Consider the following 18,456-nt stretch of genomic DNA (forward strand, 5'->3'; position numbering starts at 1 on the left):
AACCTGGCGGTAACGCCGGGTTTCCTGGCATGAAGGGAATTTCATTATGGATATAATGAGAAGTGTTGTGGGTATGGTGGTATTACTGACTATCGCGTTTCTGCTGTCAGTAAATAAAAAGCGTATTAGTCTGCGTACGGTCGGGGCAGCACTGGTGCTGCAAATTGCAATCGGCGGCATTATGCTCTATTTCCCGCCGGGGAAATGGCTGGTTGAACAGGCCGCGCTCGGTGTCCACAAGGTGATGTCATACAGTGACGCGGGTAGTGCATTTATCTTTGGCTCCCTGGTCGGGCCAAAAATGGATGTGCTGTTCGACGGAGCCGGGTTTATCTTCGCCTTTCGGGTGCTCCCGGCCATCATTTTTGTGACCGCGCTGATCAGTCTACTCTACTACATTGGCGTGATGGGGCTGTTGATCCGCATCCTTGGCGGTATTTTCCAGAAAGCGTTGAACATCAGTAAGATCGAGTCATTTGTCGCAGTAACCACGATTTTCCTCGGGCAAAACGAGATCCCGGCAATCGTGAAACCGTTTATTGACCGGCTGAATCGCAATGAGCTATTTACCGCTATCTGTAGCGGGATGGCCTCGATTGCTGGCTCAATGATGATTGGTTACGCTGGAATGGGCGTTCCGATTGACTATCTGCTGGCGGCATCGTTGATGGCAATCCCCGGTGGTATTTTATTTGCGCGTATGCTGAGTCCGGCAACTGAAGAATCTCGCGTCACCTTTGAGAACCTGTCATTTACCGAAACGCCGCCGAAAAGCATCATCGAAGCAGCGGCGAGCGGGGCGATGACCGGGCTGAAAATTGCCGCAGGCGTGGCAACGGTAGTAATGGCATTTGTCGCCATTATTGCGCTGATTAACGGCATTATCGGCGGAATTGGCGGTTGGTTTGGTTTTGGTCACGCCACCCTGGAAGGGATCTTTGGCTATGTGTTAGCCCCGCTGGCGTGGATTATGGGCGTGGACTGGAGCGATGCGACGCTGGCAGGTAGCCTGATTGGACAGAAGCTGGCAATCAACGAGTTTGTCGCCTATCTCAACTTCTCGCCGTATCTGCAAACCGGCGGGACACTGGATGTGAAGACCATTGCGATTATCTCGTTTGCGCTGTGCGGGTTCGCTAACTTTGGTTCGATTGGCGTTGTTGTCGGCGCGTTTTCGGCGATAGCACCACAGCGAGCCCCGGAAATCGCGCAGCTTGGAATGCGCGCGCTGGCAGCAGCAACGCTGTCAAACCTGATGAGCGCCACCATAGCGGGTTTCTTTATCGGTATAGCATAGTGAGAATAATGCCGGATAAGCGTGGCGCTATCCGGCATTACATTTAAGCTGTTTGCAGCAAATATAAGGCGTTATCTGCCGAAAGGGTTGGGTTGTTAATGCTGACGCTGGCTCGCGATAATGCCGCGCAGGCCATGGCAAAGTGAGCGCTTTCACGGAACTCGCTACCTTCCAGAAAGCTGTACAGCAATCCGGCCATAAAAGCGTCATCGGCGCCAAAACTGTCTACGATCGTATGATTGGGAGGCGTCAGTAAAAACTGTTCTCCGTCCTTTTCGCTGCAAAAAACAGATTCATCTTCCAGACAGACAAAGATCCGTTTTACCCCTTGCTGATGCAGACTATTGACGGCCAGTACGCGATCGGCATCTGAATGGATAGGTTGACCCCACAAAATCGCCAGCTCTTTCTGCGTTGGTTTTAGCGTATGAATACGCGTAAACCATGTCTTCATTTTTGCCGCTTTGAACTCTGAAACGGTGTCAATGAATACCGGAATATCATCAGCAATAGTAAAGACCCACTCAATGGCTTCGGCGGTCAGATTGCAATCTGCCAGTACGACACCGGAATGGCGGATCAAATCTCGCGATCCGTTCAGCAACTGCGGCGTTAATTGCTGCAGGATATGGGTATCGTTAATTGCCAGTACGGTTTCTTCCTGCTGATTAGCGATCGACAGGTAGGTTGAGGTGTTATGCCCATGCAGGCGTATGCAACTTGCAACGTTAACACCGGCCTGACGCGTTTGTTCCAGCAATGTTTCCCCATAGAAATCACTGCCAACAGCGGAAATTAAGTGAACGTCACGGCCCAGCAGCGCCAGGTTGTGGGCGATGTTGCGTCCTACGCCGCCTGCCGAGCAGTGAATGCTGCCAGGATTAGAGGCCGCCTGAGGATAATGGATGTCTGCAACACCACGAATATCCATGTTGATTGCTCCGACAACCACGCAATAATCCTGTTCGGTAAGGATATAACCTTTACCTTTGATCATGCCTTTACGCATCAAATCCATAATATGCGCAGCGACGCGTGAACGGCTGATTTGCAGAATATCGGCGATTTCATTCTGCTGAATCAACGGATTGCGACGCAGGATCTTAAGGATCTGCTTTTCCCTGTCGTTCATGATTACGCCACCGCTTGTTCTGTTTGCTGGGCTTTCAGCCAGGCAATCTCTTCTGCCCAGATATCCGGATTAATCGTTTCCAGCACCAGCGGAATGCCATCAAAACGACTGTCCTGCATGATCCAGCGAAAAGCGTCGTGGCCAATATTCCCTTCACCTAAGCTGTGGTGGCGGTCGACACGACTGCCAAACGTGCTCTTGGCGTCGTTCAGGTGCATACCGCGTAGATAGCTGAAACCGACAATACGTTCAAATTCCGCAAACGTCTTTTCGCATTCCTCGACAGAACGCAAATCGTAGCCGGCAGCGAAAGCGTGGCAGGTATCAATACAGACGCCAACACGGGATTTATCTTCAACACCATCAATAATGGCGGCAAGGTGCTCAAACTTAAATCCGAGATTGCTGCCCTGTCCGGCGGTATTTTCGATAACTGCCGTAACCCCCTGGGTCTGAGCGAGGGCGATGTTGATAGATTCAGCAATGCGCGCCAGACATTCATCTTCCGGGATCTGCATCAAATGGCTGCCCGGATGAAAGTTGAGCAGCGATAAACCGAGCAGTTCACAGCGCTGCATTTCATCGATAAATGCATCGCGTGATTTTTCCAGCGCATCGCTGACCGGGTGGCCGAGATTAATCAGGTAGCTGTCGTGAGGCAGGATCTGAGCGGAAGTATAGTGATACTTCTCGCAAGCGGATTTGAAATCATCAATGATTTCAGTGGTCAACGCCGCGGCGCGCCACTGACGCTGATTTTTGGTGAACAGGGCGAATGCGGTAGCTTCGATTTCTGCGGCCCGAATAGCGGCGTTAGCCAGACCGCCAGCGGCGCTTACGTGCGCTCCGATGTATTTCATGAATTAAACCCGCCATACTCAAATTCAAAAAAGGAAGAGTATAGCGGGTCAACTTACGTTAGTCGTGATCGTTTATGCCATTAGCGCGTGGATGGCGAAGTTAATCGCACCACCGCCTACAATCAGCCAGACAAACAGCAGTAGCGCCATCAGCAAAGGTTTAGCACCAGCTTTTTTCAGGGCGCTCACGTGAGTGGTTAGCCCCAGTGCGGCCATCGCCATTGCCAGCAGCACGGTATCCAGCGTCACCAGCATACTCACTACCGACTGCGGCAGCAGGTGGAAAGAGTTAAAAATCGCCACCACAATGAACATGATGGCAAACCATGGAATGGTGATTTTGCTCTTCTCACCACCGGTTGCCGGAGACAGTTGTTTTACTCGTGCGGCCAGCAGGATGAGGAACGGAGCCAGCATCATGACGCGCAGCATTTTGGCAATAACCGCGGCGTTTTCAGCATCCGGGTTAATGGCGTGTCCGGCGGCAACAACCTGCGCAACTTCATGCATGGTGGAGCCAATGTAAATCCCGTAAGTCTCGGGAGTAAACCAGTGCGCTAACAGCGGATACATCGCCGGATACAGGAAGATAGCGATAGTACCGAAGATAACCACCGTGGCGACGGCGACCGTCACCTTACTGGCTTCGGCTTTAACGACAGGCTCTGTTGCCAGTACCGCGGCGGCGCCACAGATGCTGCTGCCCGCGCCAATCAGCCAACTGGTGTGACGGTCCAGACCAAACACTTTCTGCCCAAGGAAGCAGGCAATCATGAAGGTGCTGCTGAGCGTTAATATGTCGATTACGATACCGCTGACGCCGACGTCAGCAATTTGCGCGAAGGTAAGGCGGAAACCGTAGAGGATTATCCCCAGGCGTAATAAATGTTGTTTAGCAAACAGTACGCCGCCATCGCAGCTTTTCCAGATTTGTGGATACACGGTGTTGCCGATAACCATCCCAAACAAGATGGCTAAGGTGAGGGCGCTAAACCCGGCACCTGCGACGGCGGGAATGGATCCCCCCCATAAGGCGGCCCCAGTGATAACTGCACTCAGGGCAAGCCCCGGAATAAAATGCCACGCTGTACGACGATGAGTCTGTAAGGTGAGTTCTGTCATATCCTTCTCCTTTATCTGGGTAAAAGAGTACGGCGATGTGGTTTAAAAATAAAATTGATTATATATTTATAATTAATCTATATAAGTGGTATACCCGTCATACTTCAAGTTGCATGCGCGTTGGCTGCGCTCGTTCACCCCAGTCACGTACTTAAGTACGCTCCCGGGGATGCTCTCTCTTGCCGCCTTCCTGCAACTCGAATTATTTAGGGTATAAGTAACGGATATCCGGTGGAAAACGACTATGCATATCACCCTGCGACAACTTGAAGTGTTTGCTGAGGTACTGAAAAGCGGCTCAACGACTCAGGCATCTGGCATGCTGGCATTGTCGCAGTCGGCGGTGAGTGCGGCGCTTACCGATCTGGAAGGGCAGCTTGGCGTACAGCTCTTCGACCGCGTTGGCAAGCGGCTGGTGGTCAATGAGCACGGGCGCTTGCTCTACCCGCGCGCGCTGGCGTTACTTGAGCAAACGATAGAAATCGAACAGCTTTTTCGTGAGGATAATGGCGCGATTCGCGTCTATGCCAGCAGCACCATTGGCAATTACATTTTGCCCGCCATGATCGCCCGCTATCGCCAGGATTTTCCCGATTTACCGCTGGAGCTAAGCGTGGGTAACAGCCAGGATGTGATCAACGCTGTTCTGGATTTTCGGGTAGATATTGGGCTGATCGAAGGACCTTGTCACAGCACAGAAATTATCTCTGAACCATGGCTGGAGGACGAACTGGTGGTGTTTGCCGCCCCATCTTCGCCGCTGACAAAAGGTCCCGTGACGCTGGATCAACTGGCTGCTTCGCCGTGGATTTTACGTGAGCGAGGCTCCGGTACGCGTGAACTGGTAGATTATCTGTTGTTATCGCATCTGCCGAGATTCCAGATGGCGATGGAGTTGGGTAACTCCGAGGCCATTAAGCATGCGGTCCGCCATGGGCTCGGTATCAGCTGTTTGTCGCGTCGGGTCATTGCAGAACAGTTACAGGCGGGTACGCTGAGTGAAGTTCCTGTGCCGCTGCCGCGTTTAGTTCGCACGCTCTGGCGCGTTCATCATCGACAAAAGCATCTCTCTAATGCCATTACGCGCTTTTTACATTACAGCGACCAGGTTGCGCAGGGCGAATAAGGCACTCACTGGCGTAATATCACCTCTATGCATAACGGCGGTTTCGTCTTAACCGCCATGCTCCGCCCATTTTCTGCTTTACTTATAATCCGCGGCCAGTCATGAAGGTCTCTTATAACAGCGCATTTGTGCCGGAAGAAAGCCCTTTCGTCTGCTACAATCGCGCCTCATTTTTTGGATGGATAGCATTTTCACATGGTTTCCGAAACTAAAACCACAGAAGCGCCCACGCTACGTCGTGAACTGAAGGCGCGTCACCTGACGATGATTGCCATCGGAGGCTCCATCGGTACAGGTCTTTTTGTTGCATCTGGTGCAACTATTTCTGCGGCGGGTCCTGGCGGCGCGTTGTTCTCGTATATTCTGATTGGTCTGATGGTGTACTTCCTGATGACCAGTCTCGGTGAACTGGCAGCCTTCATGCCGGTTTCCGGTTCGTTCTCCACCTACGGTCAGAACTATGTAGAAGAAGGCTTCGGCTTCGCGCTGGGCTGGAACTACTGGTACAACTGGGCGGTGACAATTGCCGTTGACCTGGTGGCCGCACAGTTGGTAATGAGCTGGTGGTTCCCGGACACGCCAGGCTGGATCTGGAGTGCGCTGTTCCTCGGCGTTATCTTCCTGCTGAACTACATTTCCGTGCGCGGGTTTGGCGAAGCGGAGTACTGGTTCTCACTGATCAAAGTGACCACCGTGATTATCTTTATCGTGGTTGGCGTAATGATGATCTTCGGTATCTTCAAAGGCGCTCAGCCGGTGGGCTGGAGCAACTGGACGACCGGTGATGCGCCGTTTGCCGGTGGTTTTGCCGCTATGATTGGCGTGGCGATGATTGTCGGCTTCTCCTTCCAGGGAACTGAGCTTATTGGTATCGCGGCAGGTGAATCGGAAGATCCTGAGAAGAATATTCCACGCGCGGTGCGTCAGGTGTTCTGGCGAATCCTGCTGTTCTATGTGTTCGCGATTTTGATTATTAGCCTGATCATTCCGTACACCGATCCAAGCCTGCTGCGTAACGATGTGAAAGACATCAGCGTTAGCCCGTTCACGCTAGTATTCCAGCATGCGGGTCTGCTGTCTGCGGCGGCGGTAATGAACGCGGTTATCCTGACGGCGGTACTGTCTGCGGGTAACTCCGGGATGTATGCCTCAACGCGTATGCTTTACACCCTGGCCTGCGACGGTAAAGCGCCGCGTATCTTCGCCAAACTGTCTCGTGGCGGTGTGCCGCGTAACGCACTGTATGCAACTACGGTGGTGGCGGGGCTGTGCTTCCTGACCTCAATGTTTGGCAACCAGACCGTATACCTGTGGCTGCTGAATACTTCCGGGATGACGGGCTTTATCGCCTGGTTAGGGATTGCTATCAGCCATTATCGTTTCCGTCGTGGTTATGTGCTGCAGGGGCATGATGTGCAGGATCTGCCGTATCGTTCTGGCTTCTTCCCGCTGGGGCCGATCTTTGCCTTTGTGCTGTGCCTGATCATCACTCTGGGTCAGAACTACGAAGCGTTCCTGAAGGACAGTATTGACTGGGGCGGCGTGATGGCAACCTATATCGGTATTCCGCTGTTCCTGATTATCTGGTTTGGTTACAAGCTGACGAAAGGCACTCATTTCGTTCGCTACAGTGAAATGAAATTCCCTGGACGCGTGAAGAAGTAATCTTGTACCTGCTGGCACCGTGCTGATCCGACCTACGTAAGATAGTGTAGGTCGGGTAAGCCCTCCATGCTGCCATCCGGCAGACAATAACCCCCCCCCGCCACTCACCATGTTCAGTTAACATCTCAGTTTCAGAAAGCATCAACATGTGTTGGCGGGATAATGAACATGCTCTCTCTGAGAAAGGGTTCCGTTCACCTCATGTTCATCGCTTCTCTGTACACTGAACGCCAGTGAACGTGTTAAGGGTGCTATCGCCGCACCCTTAACAATCCCGGCTCCCGGCAGGAAAATTGTTGCTGCGCAATACCCTCCGCTTATTCCTTCAGGCTACCGGGCCGGGCGCGAGGTAGCGTCCTTGCAAAGCGCGCCCTGAGCCAGCATCCATGCTGGCTCTCCCGGCCTTACGGAAACACGTCGGCAATTTTCAGCCGGACCAGCCCACACTTCACCATCTGCGTTTTTTGGTCTGAACAGCAAAACAGATTTAACTGGAAGTCAGAGCGTTGAAGCGATGACTCCGGTCCGGCTGAAAATCGATGAGTCGTTGACGGCTGACCGGGTCTGCCCGCAGGGATGCGGGCAGAGGGGATGGCCTGCAGGGACGCAGGCTCGGCCCCGACCCGACAGGCAGACGGCATAAGACGAATGAATCGCGCAGCGACGATTTTCCCGCCGGGAGCCTGGGATGCAAGGGAGGCGGCGGTGAGCCTCCCTTGCACGTTCACGGGTATCTGTGATTCAGAGAAGTGATACCGCTGAGGTGAACGGAACCCCGTAGCGGAATAAAATGTTCTCCATACATGCTTAACTAACAGGCATTAGGCATTCACCTTGCCGGGGTTTTTTTATTGCGCCAAACTTAGAAGCTGTAAGTCAGGCCAACCGTGTAACGACGGCCATCAAGAACGGTGTCGTAGGTGTCATAATCGATTTGCTTATCCAGCACGTTATACACGCCGGCGGTCATCAGCAGATCCTTGGTAGCATAGTAGCGTAAACCAACATCGACCTGCGTATACGATGGCGTACCCTGTGCCATGGAGGTACGGCTCAGGTACTCCGACGTTTTACCGCGCAGATTCAGACGGCTCCAGAAACCGAGATCCTGCGTTGCCTGCCAGTCCAGCGTGGTGTTAAACATATGCTTTGGCATTTTGTTTAATGGCTGACCGGAGAACTGACCGCTTTTCTGCTCAGATTCCGTATAGGTGTAGTTCGCCGTCCAGTTGACGTCGGAGGTGATTTTCCAGCCGAAGGTGGATTCTACGCCGCGCATATTGGCTTTATCGACGTTCACACGATCGCTGACGAAATCATAATGGGTGCCACCAATGGTGCAGGCCGGGTCGGAACTGCTGTTACAGCGACGCACTTCGGTAATTTTGTTTTTGAAGTCGGTATTGAACAGCGTCACGCCCGCGTTGAGGTCGTTGCCGTTATCCCACAATAACCCGATCTCTTCGCTCAGGCTTTTCTCTGGCTTCAGATCCGGGTTGCCGACGATGATCCCGTTCAGACGACCGCCGCCGGTGACCTGCCCCCAACTGGCAGAAGACTGACGCAGATCCGGTGCGCGATAGCCCGCAGATACGCCACCTTTCAAGGTCCATTGATCGCTCAGATGCCAGACGCCGTAACCGCGTGGTGTCCAGTTGTCGCCGTAGTTTTCATCTTTATCCATACGCAGACCGCCGGTCAGCGCGAAGGTATCGGTAATAGCCCATTCATCTTCAGCAAACAGCGCCCAGCTCCAGCGGGTCAGTTTGTTCAGCCCATCGGCAGCTTGCAACTGGTTGCCGTTATCGCGCAGTTTCTCATAACGGTACTGTCCACCCACTGTCAGGGTGTGCGCCCCGAGGAAAATCTGGTTCTGATTGTTAAAGATGGTGTTGTAGGACTTCATCTGGCGACCAGGGTTGTCAGTCTCTTCCTGCTGGACATAGCTGGTGGAGTTGAAGTCGTCGTAATAGCCGCTATGGGTGAGTGAATATGTGGTGTGCACATACTTGCTTTCGCTTTTACTGTTGGGCTTACAGCTTCCGTTGCGGCAGATTTCTTCAGCCCTGGATTTGCCCGGCGTACTGTCACGATCCTGCAGTTCACGTGCGTAATCGAAGTCGATGTCGTTTTTATCATCCGGCGTGAAGTTGAGGGTTAAACCCCCGTTACGCATACGCTGTTCATTGTAGCCATTGAGGATTTCATCTTCGGCACGATGAGAGAATAATCCGGTCACCTTCGCACCGAGTAACCCGTCAATCAGCGGCCCGGACGCATAGGCATTCGTCTGGTAAATATCACCGGAATCCCTGTCTTCCTGGAAAGTGGCATCGCCATGTAAGGAGCCGGTCCAGGCTTTGGTATTCGACACTTTTTTGGTGATGACGTTGATAACGCCACCCATCGCATCAGAGCCGTAAAGCGATGACATTGGTCCACGGATAACTTCGATGCGCTCGATGGATTCCAGCGGCGGTAACCAGCCTTGTTCAATCCCTGAGTTATCGCTGTTAGGTCGTGTGCTGCGTGTGCTGATGCGTTTGCCGTTGACCAGGAACAACGTGTATTGCGAAGCCATACCGCGAATACTGATATCGCTGCTGCTGCCGCCACCGGTGACGACGACGCCAGGGACATCTTTTAGCGCATCGGTGACATCGCGATAGGCTTTGTCTTCAATTTGCTGCTTGGTAATAACAGATATCGACGCGGGGGCGTCCTGAATTTTCTGCTCGAAGCCGGTAGCGGTGACGACGACGGTGTCCTGTTCAGCGGCATGGCCGAGTGATGGGAGACTGGCGACGCATACTGCGGCAGCTACAGCCTTAACGTGAGGTATAGTCATTTGTATCATTCCATTTAAATGAATCAAACTGCGCGTCATGTGAAAGGCCATGACAATTGTATGTATTTGTCTTTTAAGGACTCTTTTCAGTAAAGAAGCGAATGGATTGTACAAAAGTATGAATTTTTGTAAACACAAATGATAATAGAAATCATTTGTGTTTGATGTGGTTTGAGGGGAAATTATTATTAAATCAATAAGATAAGTGAAAAAGAAAAATGGAGAAAAAGTGAAGGGATGATGGCGAAATGAAGAGGGCTTTCGCCCTCACTCAGGCGTTACTTCAGTAAATATTGCGCATGGAAGCGCAGGTGATCCTCAATAAACGACGCAATAAAGTAATAGCTGTGATCGTAACCCGGCTGGATGCGTAACGTCATCGGCCATGCGGTCTGACGTGCCGTTTCGGCCAGTACCGCGGGCTGCAACTGATCGGCAAGAAACTGATCGTTGTCCCCTTGATCGATAAGCGTCGGAATCGCATCTTCGGGCCTGCTGGCCAACATTAACGCGCAGCTATCCCATTCGGCCCACAGCGATTTATCTTCACCCAGATAAGCGCTAAAAGCCTTCTCGCCCCACGGAACGCGGCAAGGGTTAACGATGGGGGCAAAAGCGGAGATGCTGGTGTATTTCCCCGGATTTTTCAGCGCCATAATCAACGCCCCGTGGCCACCCATGGAATGTCCGCTGATGGCGCAACGATCGCTGACGTTAAACTGCGATTGGATCAGTGCCGGAAGCTCATCACGCAGATAGTCATACATGCGAAAATGGCTTGCCCACGGCTGCTGGGTGGCATTGAGGTAAAACCCAGCCCCCTGTCCTAAATCGTAGCCATCATCGTTGGCTACTTGATCGCCGCGTGGACTGGTATCCGGCATCACCAGCACAATACCCAGCTCAGCCGCCACACGTTGCGCACCCGCTTTGGTGGTGAAGTTTTCGTCATTGCAGGTCAGGCCCGACAACCAGTACAGCACCGGAGGCGGGGTATTCTCACGAGGCGGGGGAAGAAAGATGCTGAAAGTCATAGCGCAATTTAACGTGGCGGAGTCGTGACGCCAGCGTTGCTGCCAGCCTTCAAAACAGCGGTGCTCTTCAAGCATTTCCATGCGTGGCTCCTTGTTGAGTTGAACCTGAATATGTTTGCGAATTCATCATAATACAGATTATTCATTGCACTGTGAGTAACTTTCACTTCCGCATTGGGCAAACATACTTCATCATCTATATAACTTTACATTAACACTCAACATCGCCGGGCTGAACGCTACGTGAATTTGATACGCTGAAAGGCTGTGCCAATTTCAATAATTATCGCGGTGAATACTGGATTATGTGCGCCGCCTCACGCACAATGTTCTGGCTGTGACACAGCCTAAAAACTTTGCCCCATGCAGGGCAGAGGCGCCACACCTGCAGGAGAAAAAGAAATGTCATCACTCAGTAAAGAAGCGGCTTTGGTTCATGAAGCGCTGGTCGCGCGTGGTCTCGAAACACCACTGCGCCCGCCCGTGCAGGAGATGGATAACGAAACGCGCAAACGTCTTATCTCAGGCCATATGACCGAGATTATGCAATTGCTCAATCTCGATTTGAGCGATGACAGTTTGATGGAAACTCCGCATCGCATTGCGAAAATGTATGTCGATGAGATTTTCTCCGGTCTCGATTACGCCAACTTCCCGAAAATCACCGTCATTGAAAACAAAATGAAGGTGGACGAGATGGTTACGGTCCGCGATATCACGCTGACCAGCACCTGCGAGCATCACTTTGTCACTATCGATGGTAAAGCGACGGTGGCGTATATCCCGAAAGATTCAGTCATTGGCCTGTCGAAGATCAACCGCATTGTGCAGTTCTTCGCGCAGCGTCCGCAGGTGCAGGAACGTCTGACCCAGCAAATTCTCACCGCGCTGCAAACGCTGCTTGGGACGAACAACGTTGCGGTGTCGATTGATGCGGTGCATTACTGCGTGAAAGCGCGCGGTATTCGCGATGCGACCAGCGCGACCACCACCACTTCTCTGGGCGGATTGTTTAAGTCCAGCCAGAACACGCGTCAGGAATTCCTGCGCGCAGTACGTCATCACAACTGATTAGGGCAGGGGCCATGGAGCGTAATGTCACGCTGGATTTTATTCGTGGCGTCGCCATTCTTGGCATCCTGCTTCTCAATATTAACGCCTTTGGCCTGCCAAAGGCGGCATATCTCAATCCCGCCTGGTATGGCAATATCACCTTATCCGACGCCTGGAGCTGGGCGGTGCTTGATCTCTTCGCACAGGTCAAGTTTCTCACGCTGTTTGCATTGCTGTTTGGGGCAGGGCTGCAAATGCTGCTCCCGCGCGGCAAACGCTGGATCCAGTCGCGGCTTACGCTACTGGTGCTGTTGGGTTTTATTCACGGTTTACTCTTCTGGGACGGCGATATCCTGTTGGCTTATGGCTTAATTGGTCTGATTTGCTGGCGGTTGATTCGCGATGCCCCTTCGGTAAAAAGCCTGTTTAACACCGGCGTCCTGCTTTATCTGGTGGGGATTGGCGTACTGTTGCTGCTGGGCGTTATCTCCGGCGGGGAAACCAGTCGGGCCTGGACGCCGGATGCCTCAGCTTTGCTGTATGAAAAATACTGGAAAGTGAATGGCGGTCTGGAAGCGGTCAGCAATCGCGTGGATATGATGTCCAATAGCTTGCTGGCACTGGGCGCGCAGTACGGCTGGCAACTGGCTGGGATGATGCTGCTTGGCGCAGCATTAATGCGCAGCGGCTGGCTGAAAGGGCAGTACAGTCTGCAGCATTATCGACGTACCGGCGTACTGTTGGTCATTATTGGCATGGCGATTAACCTGCCTGCTATTATCATTCAGTGGCATTTGGAGTGGGCCTACCGCTGGTGTGCTTTCCTGTTACAAGCTCCGCGCGAGCTGGGCGCGCCGTTGCAGACTATCGGCTACGCCGCCCTGATGTTTGGCTTCTGGCCGCAGCTGAGCCGCTTAAAGTGGGTGATTGCCATCGCCTGCGTGGGACGTATGGCGTTAACTAACTATCTGTTGCAAACCTTAATTTGCACCACGCTGTTTTATCAATTCGGCTTGTTTATGAAATTCGATCGGCTGGAGCTGCTCTGTTTCGTCATTCCTGTCTGGGCCGTTAATCTTCTGTTCTCCGTCATTTGGCTGCGTTTTTACCGGCAGGGCCCGGTAGAGTGGCTGTGGCGTCAATTAACCCTGCGTGCTTCAGGGACATCATTACCACGTACATCCAGATAACGATCTGGATCACATTCATTAACAAAATGGATGTAAGCGCTTTCATTCCTGTGACATCACTCACGCAGTCCGTTTCATTGTGCTGACAAAATACCCAGCCTGGGGTGTCTGTGGCTAACCGCAATCTAAAACAGGGCAGTGAATATGGTAACCATCCGTGATGTGGCACGACAGTCTGGCGTATCTGTAGCGACCGTTTCCCGCGTACTGAACAACAGTGCGCTGGTGAGTCCCGACACGCGTGAAGCGGTGATGAAAGCAGTCACTCAGTTAGGCTATCGACCTAACGCCAATGCGCAGGCGTTGGCGACACAGGTAAGTGACACCATTGGTGTGGTGGTGATGGATGTGTCAGATGCGTTTTTTGGCGCGCTGGTTAAAGCTGTCGATATGGTTGCCCAGCAGCATCAGAAATATGTCCTGATTGGTAATAGCTATCATGAGGCTGAAAAAGAACGCCATGCTATCGAGGTTTTGATTCGCCAACGCTGTAACGCTCTGATTGTTCACTCTAAAGCGCTCAGCGATCGGGAACTGGCAGAGTTTATGGATCAGATTCCTGGCATGGTGCTGATCAATCGCCTTGTTCCGGGTTACGCCCACCGTTGCGTCTGCCTGGATAATATCAGCGGCGCCAAAATGGCGACCCGCATGCTGCTGAATAATGGTCATCAACGCATTGGTTACCTGGCATCAAGCCACCGTATTGAAGATGATGCGATGCGCAAAGAAGGGTGGTTATCGGCCCTGAAAGAACAAGGAATTGATGCGGCGGAAAGCTGGATCGGTACCGGTTCGCCCGATATGCAGGGAGGAGAGTCTGCCATGGTGGAGCTGCTGGGGCGCAATTTGCAACTGACGGCGGTCTTCGCCTACAACGACAACATGGCAGCGGGCGCACTGACCGCGTTAAAAGACAACGGCATCGCCATCCCATTACATCTTTCTATCATTGGCTTTGATGATATTCCCATTGCGCGTTACACCGATCCGCAACTGACAACCGTACGCTATCCCATCGCCTCAATGGCAAAAATGGCGACGGAGCTTGCGCTGCAAGGCGCGGCGGGCACGTTAGATCCTGCGGCGTCGCATTGCTTTATGCCGACACTGGTGCGTCGTCATTCTGTGGCATTGCGGCAGAATGCGGCACCGATCACTAACTCATAAAGTCGAACTATGTAACCGCTTTCAATATGTGAGTAAATTCACAGTATATTAACAATGCGATAGCTATGATGACACTGTTTGTTGCGCTGTAACTACTATGTAACGGTGAATAATCACTTTCATCGAGGTATTGGTGCCTTAAACAAAAATTAAAGCCAGTTTTTGGAGCGTTGCCAGGCACGGAAGAATTATTTTTAAAAGTGAGCTTCGGCGTTCAGTAACACTTCAGTAACGTTCTGCCTGCCGAGCATTTATCTCAAGTACTACCCTGCATAATAAAACCGGAGATACCATGAATAAGAAGGTGTTGACCCTGTCTGCTGTAATGGCAAGCATGTTATTCGGCGCGGCTGCGCACGCTGCTGATACCCGCATTGGTGTGACGATTTATAAGTACGACGATAACTTTATGTCTGTGGTACGTAAGGCTATTGAAAAGGATGCCAAAGCGGCGCCTGACGTACAGTTGCTGATGAATGACTCGCAGAACGACCAGTCCAAACAAAACGACCAGATCGACGTATTGCTGGCAAAAGGCGTTAAAGCACTGGCGATTAACCTGGTTGACCCGGCAGCTGCAGGCACGGTAATTGAAAAAGCACGCGGTCAGAACGTGCCGATCGTGTTCTTCAACAAAGAACCTTCTCGTAAAGCGCTGGACAGCTATGACAAAGCGTATTACGTCGGTACTGACTCTAAAGAGTCTGGCATTATTCAGGGTGACTTGATTGCTAAACACTGGGCTGCTAACCCGAACTGGGATCTGAATAAAGACGGTAAAATCCAGTTTGTTCTGCTGAAAGGCGAACCGGGACACCCGGATGCTGAAGCACGTACCACTTACGTGATCAAAGAGCTGAACGACAAGGGCATTAAAACTGAGCAACTGCAGTTAGATACCGCGATGTGGGATACCGCTCAGGCGAAAGATAAGATGGATGCGTGGATGTCCGGTCCGAACGCTAACAAAATTGAAGTGGTTATCGCCAACAACGATGCGATGGCGATGGGCGCAGTTGAAGCACTGAAAGCGCACAACAAAACCAGCGTACCGGTGTTTGGCGTGGATGCGCTGCCTGAAGCGCTGGCCCTGGTGAAATCCGGCGCCATGGCCGGTACCGTGCTGAACGATGCCAACAACCAGGCGAAAGCGACCTTCGATTTGGCGAAAAACCTGGCTGATGGCAAAGGCGCAGCAGACGGCACTAACTGGAAAATTGACAACAAAATTGTTCGCGTTCCGTACGTCGGTGTCGATAAAGATAATCTGGCTGAGTTCACTAATAAATAAATCTCCGTCTATGGGCGCAATGTCATTGCGCCCTTAATAACGCGCTTTGCAAGGCCAACAAGGTATATTTATGGTCAGCACACATACTCAGTCGTCAGGCGAATACTTGTTGGAAATGACCGGCATTAACAAGTCTTTCCCCGGCGTTAAGGCTCTTGATAACGTTAATTTAAAGGTCCGCCCGCATTCAATTCACGCCTTAATGGGCGAGAACGGCGCGGGGAAATCCACATTATTGAAATGTCTTTTCGGCATCTATCAAAAAGATTCCGGTAGTATTTTATTTCAGGGTAAAGAAATCGATTTTCATTCGGCGAAAGAAGCGCTTGAAAATGGTATTTCGATGGTCCACCAGGAATTAAACCTGGTATTACAACGTTCCGTGATGGACAACATGTGGTTGGGGCGCTATCCCACCAAAGGTATGTTTGTCGATCAGGAAAAAATGTACCGTGATACCAAAGCGATATTTGATGAGCTGGATATTGATATCGATCCGCGGGCGCGCGTCGGTACATTATCCGTTTCACAAATGCAGATGATCGAAATTGCGAAAGCCTTCTCCTACGATGCCAAAATCGTCATCATGGATGAGCCGACGTCATCGTTAACCGAGAAAGAAGTTAATCATCTGTTCACCATCATTCGTAAGCTGAAAGAGCGTGGATGCGGTATTGTTTATATTTCTCATAAAATGGAAGAAATTTTCCAACTATGTGATGAAATTACCGTGCTGCGCGACGGGCAGTGGATCGCAACCCAGCCGCTGGAAGGGCTGGATATGGACAAGATCATCGCCATGATGGTTGGACGTTCGCTGAACCAACGTTTTCCTGATAAAGAAAACAAACCTGGTGAAGTGATTCTGCAAGTGCGTAACCTGACCTCGCTGCGTCAGCCGTCGATTCGTGATGTCTCGTTTGATTTGCACAAAGGGGAAATCCTCGGGATTGCCGGTCTGGTAGGCGCAAAACGCACTGATATCGTTGAAACGCTTTTTGGTATTCGTGAGAAATCATCGGGTACGATTACGTTACACGGCAAAAAAATTAATAACCACAGCGCCAATGAAGCCATCAACCATGGCTTTGCACTGGTCACGGAAGAGCGCCGCTCGACCGGTATTTATGCGTATCTGGACATTGGTTTTAACTCGTTAATCTCCAATATCCAAAACTATAAAAATAAAGTCGGTCTGCTGGATAATTCCCGCATGAAGAGCGATACCCAGTGGGTGATTGACTCTATGAGGGTGAAAACGCCGGGCCATCGTACGCAAATCGGTTCACTTTCCGGGGGAAATCAGCAAAAGGTGGTTATTGGCCGCTGGCTATTAACGCAGCCAGAAATCCTGATGCTGGATGAACCTACACGTGGTATCGATGTCGGCGCAAAATTTGAAATTTATCAGTTGATAGCCGAACTCGCGAAAAAAGATAAGGGGATTATTATTATTTCCTCTGAAATGCCGGAGCTGCTGGGTATTACCGATCGTATTCTGGTGATGAGCAATGGTCTCGTTGCCGGAATTGTTGACACTAAAACGACAACGCAAAACGAAATCCTCCGTCTTGCGTCTTTGCACCTTTAAGATTAGGGGCTCCTCATGAGTGCGTTAAATAAGAAAAGTTTTCTTACTTATCTGAAAGAAGGCGGAATATACGTTGTTCTTTTGGTTTTGCTGGCAATTATTATTTTCCAGGATCCCACTTTCTTAAGTTTACTCAACCTGAGTAATATTCTGACGCAATCCTCAGTGCGTATTATTATCGCATTGGGTGTTGCCGGACTGATTGTGACGCAAGGGACAGACCTGTCGGCAGGGCGTCAGGTTGGTCTGGCGGCAGTGGTGGCGGCAACCTTATTGCAATCGATGGAGAACGCCAACAAGGTATTCCCGGAAATGGCGACGATGCCGATTATCGTGGTGGTGCTGATTGTCTGCGTCATCGGCGCGATTATCGGTCTGGTGAACGGTATCATCATCGCGTATCTGAACGTGACGCCGTTTATTACCACCTTGGGTACGATGATCATCGTCTACGGGATCAACTCCCTGTACTACGATTTTGTCGGCGCATCGCCAATTTCTGGCTTTGACAGCGGATTCTCTACCTTTGCGCAGGGCTTTATCGCGCTGGGCAGCTTCCGACTCTCTTATATCACCTTCTATGCGCTGATTGCCGTGGCCTTTGTGTGGGTGCTGTGGAACAAGACCCGCTTCGGTAAAAACATTTTTGCTATCGGCGGTAACCCAGAGGCGGCGAAAGTGTCTGGCGTGAACGTCGCGCTGAACCTGCTGATTATCTATGCGTTGTCTGGTGTGTTCTATGCCTTCGGTGGTTTGCTGGAAGCAGGACGTATCGGCTCGGCGACCAACAACCTCGGTTTTATGTATGAGCTGGATGCGATTGCGGCGTGCGTGGTTGGCGGCGTCTCGTTTAGCGGTGGGGTAGGGACCGTCTTCGGCGTGGTGACCGGTGTGATTATCTTTACCGTCATCAACTACGGGCTGACTTACATCGGCGTTAACCCATACTGGCAGTACATTATTAAGGGCGGCATCATCATCTTCGCGGTGGCGCTGGACTCCCTGAAGTACGCGCGTAAGAAGTAACGATAAAACGCCAAAAGGCCGGTGCAGCGCAATCTGCACCGGCCTTTTTTG

Annotated in this window: 14 protein-coding genes; 9 read left to right on the top strand and 5 right to left on the bottom strand. The window is 51.5% G+C overall.

The genetic code is table 11. The annotated features are described in order from the left end of the window. Positions 1-46: 46 nt before the first annotated feature. The gene (locus tag M4I31_RS08180) at positions 47-1,297 is read left to right on the top strand and encodes a NupC/NupG family nucleoside CNT transporter (RefSeq protein ID WP_038642011.1); all 1,251 of its coding nucleotides are present in this window, start codon (positions 47-49) and stop codon (positions 1,295-1,297) included. Between the two features lie 43 nt (positions 1,298-1,340). Here M4I31_RS08180 and M4I31_RS08185 read toward each other — a convergent pair whose 3' ends face one another. The 3 genes from M4I31_RS08185 to M4I31_RS08195 form a co-directional block, all read right to left on the bottom strand. Continuing rightward, positions 1,341-2,429 carry a sugar kinase gene (locus M4I31_RS08185; protein WP_069323444.1) on the bottom strand — a complete coding sequence of 363 codons (1,089 nt, stop codon included), beginning with the start codon at positions 2,427-2,429 and terminating at the stop codon, positions 1,341-1,343. Between the two features lie 2 nt (positions 2,430-2,431). Next, a complete protein-coding gene (nfo, locus tag M4I31_RS08190; protein WP_038642007.1) occupies positions 2,432-3,289 on the bottom strand; it encodes a deoxyribonuclease IV in 858 nt (285 codons plus the stop codon). Positions 3,290-3,361: 72 nt separating this feature from the next. After that, positions 3,362-4,411, bottom strand: a complete 1,050-nt coding sequence (locus tag M4I31_RS08195) for a YeiH family protein (protein WP_038642005.1) — start codon at positions 4,409-4,411, stop codon at positions 3,362-3,364. 244 nt (positions 4,412-4,655) lie between these two features. On the opposite strand from M4I31_RS08195, the gene yieE reads away from it, so the two are divergent. Together yieE and lysP are read left to right on the top strand one after the other, a co-directional pair. Then, positions 4,656-5,537 (top strand): DNA-binding transcriptional regulator YeiE, encoded by an 882-nt coding sequence (gene yieE / locus M4I31_RS08200; RefSeq protein ID WP_085047871.1) that lies wholly within the window; start codon positions 4,656-4,658, stop codon positions 5,535-5,537. 195 nt (positions 5,538-5,732) lie between these two features. Further along, a complete protein-coding gene (gene lysP / locus M4I31_RS08205) occupies positions 5,733-7,202 on the top strand; it encodes a lysine-specific permease (protein ID WP_038642000.1) in 1,470 nt (489 codons plus the stop codon). 862 nt (positions 7,203-8,064) lie between these two features. Here lysP and M4I31_RS08210 read toward each other — a convergent pair. Both M4I31_RS08210 and fghA read right to left on the bottom strand, forming a co-directional pair. Continuing rightward, positions 8,065-10,050 (bottom strand): ligand-gated channel protein, encoded by a 1,986-nt coding sequence (locus M4I31_RS08210; protein WP_085047872.1) that lies wholly within the window; start codon positions 10,048-10,050, stop codon positions 8,065-8,067. A gap of 278 nt (positions 10,051-10,328) precedes the next feature. After that, positions 10,329-11,165 (bottom strand): S-formylglutathione hydrolase, encoded by an 837-nt coding sequence (gene fghA / locus M4I31_RS08215; protein WP_085047873.1) that lies wholly within the window; start codon positions 11,163-11,165, stop codon positions 10,329-10,331. Positions 11,166-11,486: 321 nt separating this feature from the next. On the opposite strand from fghA, the gene folE reads away from it, so the two are divergent. The 6 genes from folE (at position 11,487) to mglC (ending at position 18,405) form a co-directional block, all read left to right on the top strand. After that, complete coding sequence (gene folE, locus M4I31_RS08220) at positions 11,487-12,155, top strand: GTP cyclohydrolase I FolE (protein ID WP_003027410.1); 669 nt, start codon at positions 11,487-11,489, stop codon at positions 12,153-12,155. Between the two features lie 14 nt (positions 12,156-12,169). Further along, positions 12,170-13,327, top strand: coding sequence for a DUF418 domain-containing protein YeiB (gene yeiB / locus M4I31_RS08225; protein ID WP_038641994.1), 1,158 nt, complete (start codon positions 12,170-12,172; stop codon positions 13,325-13,327). Positions 13,328-13,471: 144 nt separating this feature from the next. Further along, positions 13,472-14,497 carry an HTH-type transcriptional regulator GalS gene (galS, locus tag M4I31_RS08230; RefSeq protein WP_038641992.1) on the top strand — a complete coding sequence of 342 codons (1,026 nt, stop codon included), beginning with the start codon at positions 13,472-13,474 and terminating at the stop codon, positions 14,495-14,497. Between the two features lie 292 nt (positions 14,498-14,789). Next, on the top strand, positions 14,790-15,788 hold the full coding sequence (gene mglB / locus M4I31_RS08235; protein ID WP_006683804.1) for a galactose/glucose ABC transporter substrate-binding protein MglB: 999 nt from the start codon (positions 14,790-14,792) through the stop codon (positions 15,786-15,788). A 70-nt stretch (positions 15,789-15,858) separates the two neighbouring features. Next, the gene (mglA, locus tag M4I31_RS08240) at positions 15,859-17,379 is read left to right on the top strand and encodes a galactose/methyl galactoside ABC transporter ATP-binding protein MglA (RefSeq protein WP_005129207.1); all 1,521 of its coding nucleotides are present in this window, start codon (positions 15,859-15,861) and stop codon (positions 17,377-17,379) included. Between the two features lie 15 nt (positions 17,380-17,394). Then, positions 17,395-18,405, top strand: a complete 1,011-nt coding sequence (gene mglC, locus M4I31_RS08245; RefSeq protein WP_003027393.1) for a galactose/methyl galactoside ABC transporter permease MglC — start codon at positions 17,395-17,397, stop codon at positions 18,403-18,405. The last annotated feature ends 51 nt before the right edge of the window (positions 18,406-18,456 follow it).

Source organism: Citrobacter sp. XT1-2-2 (assembly GCF_023516235.1).
Lineage (GTDB): Bacteria > Pseudomonadota > Gammaproteobacteria > Enterobacterales > Enterobacteriaceae > Citrobacter > Citrobacter werkmanii.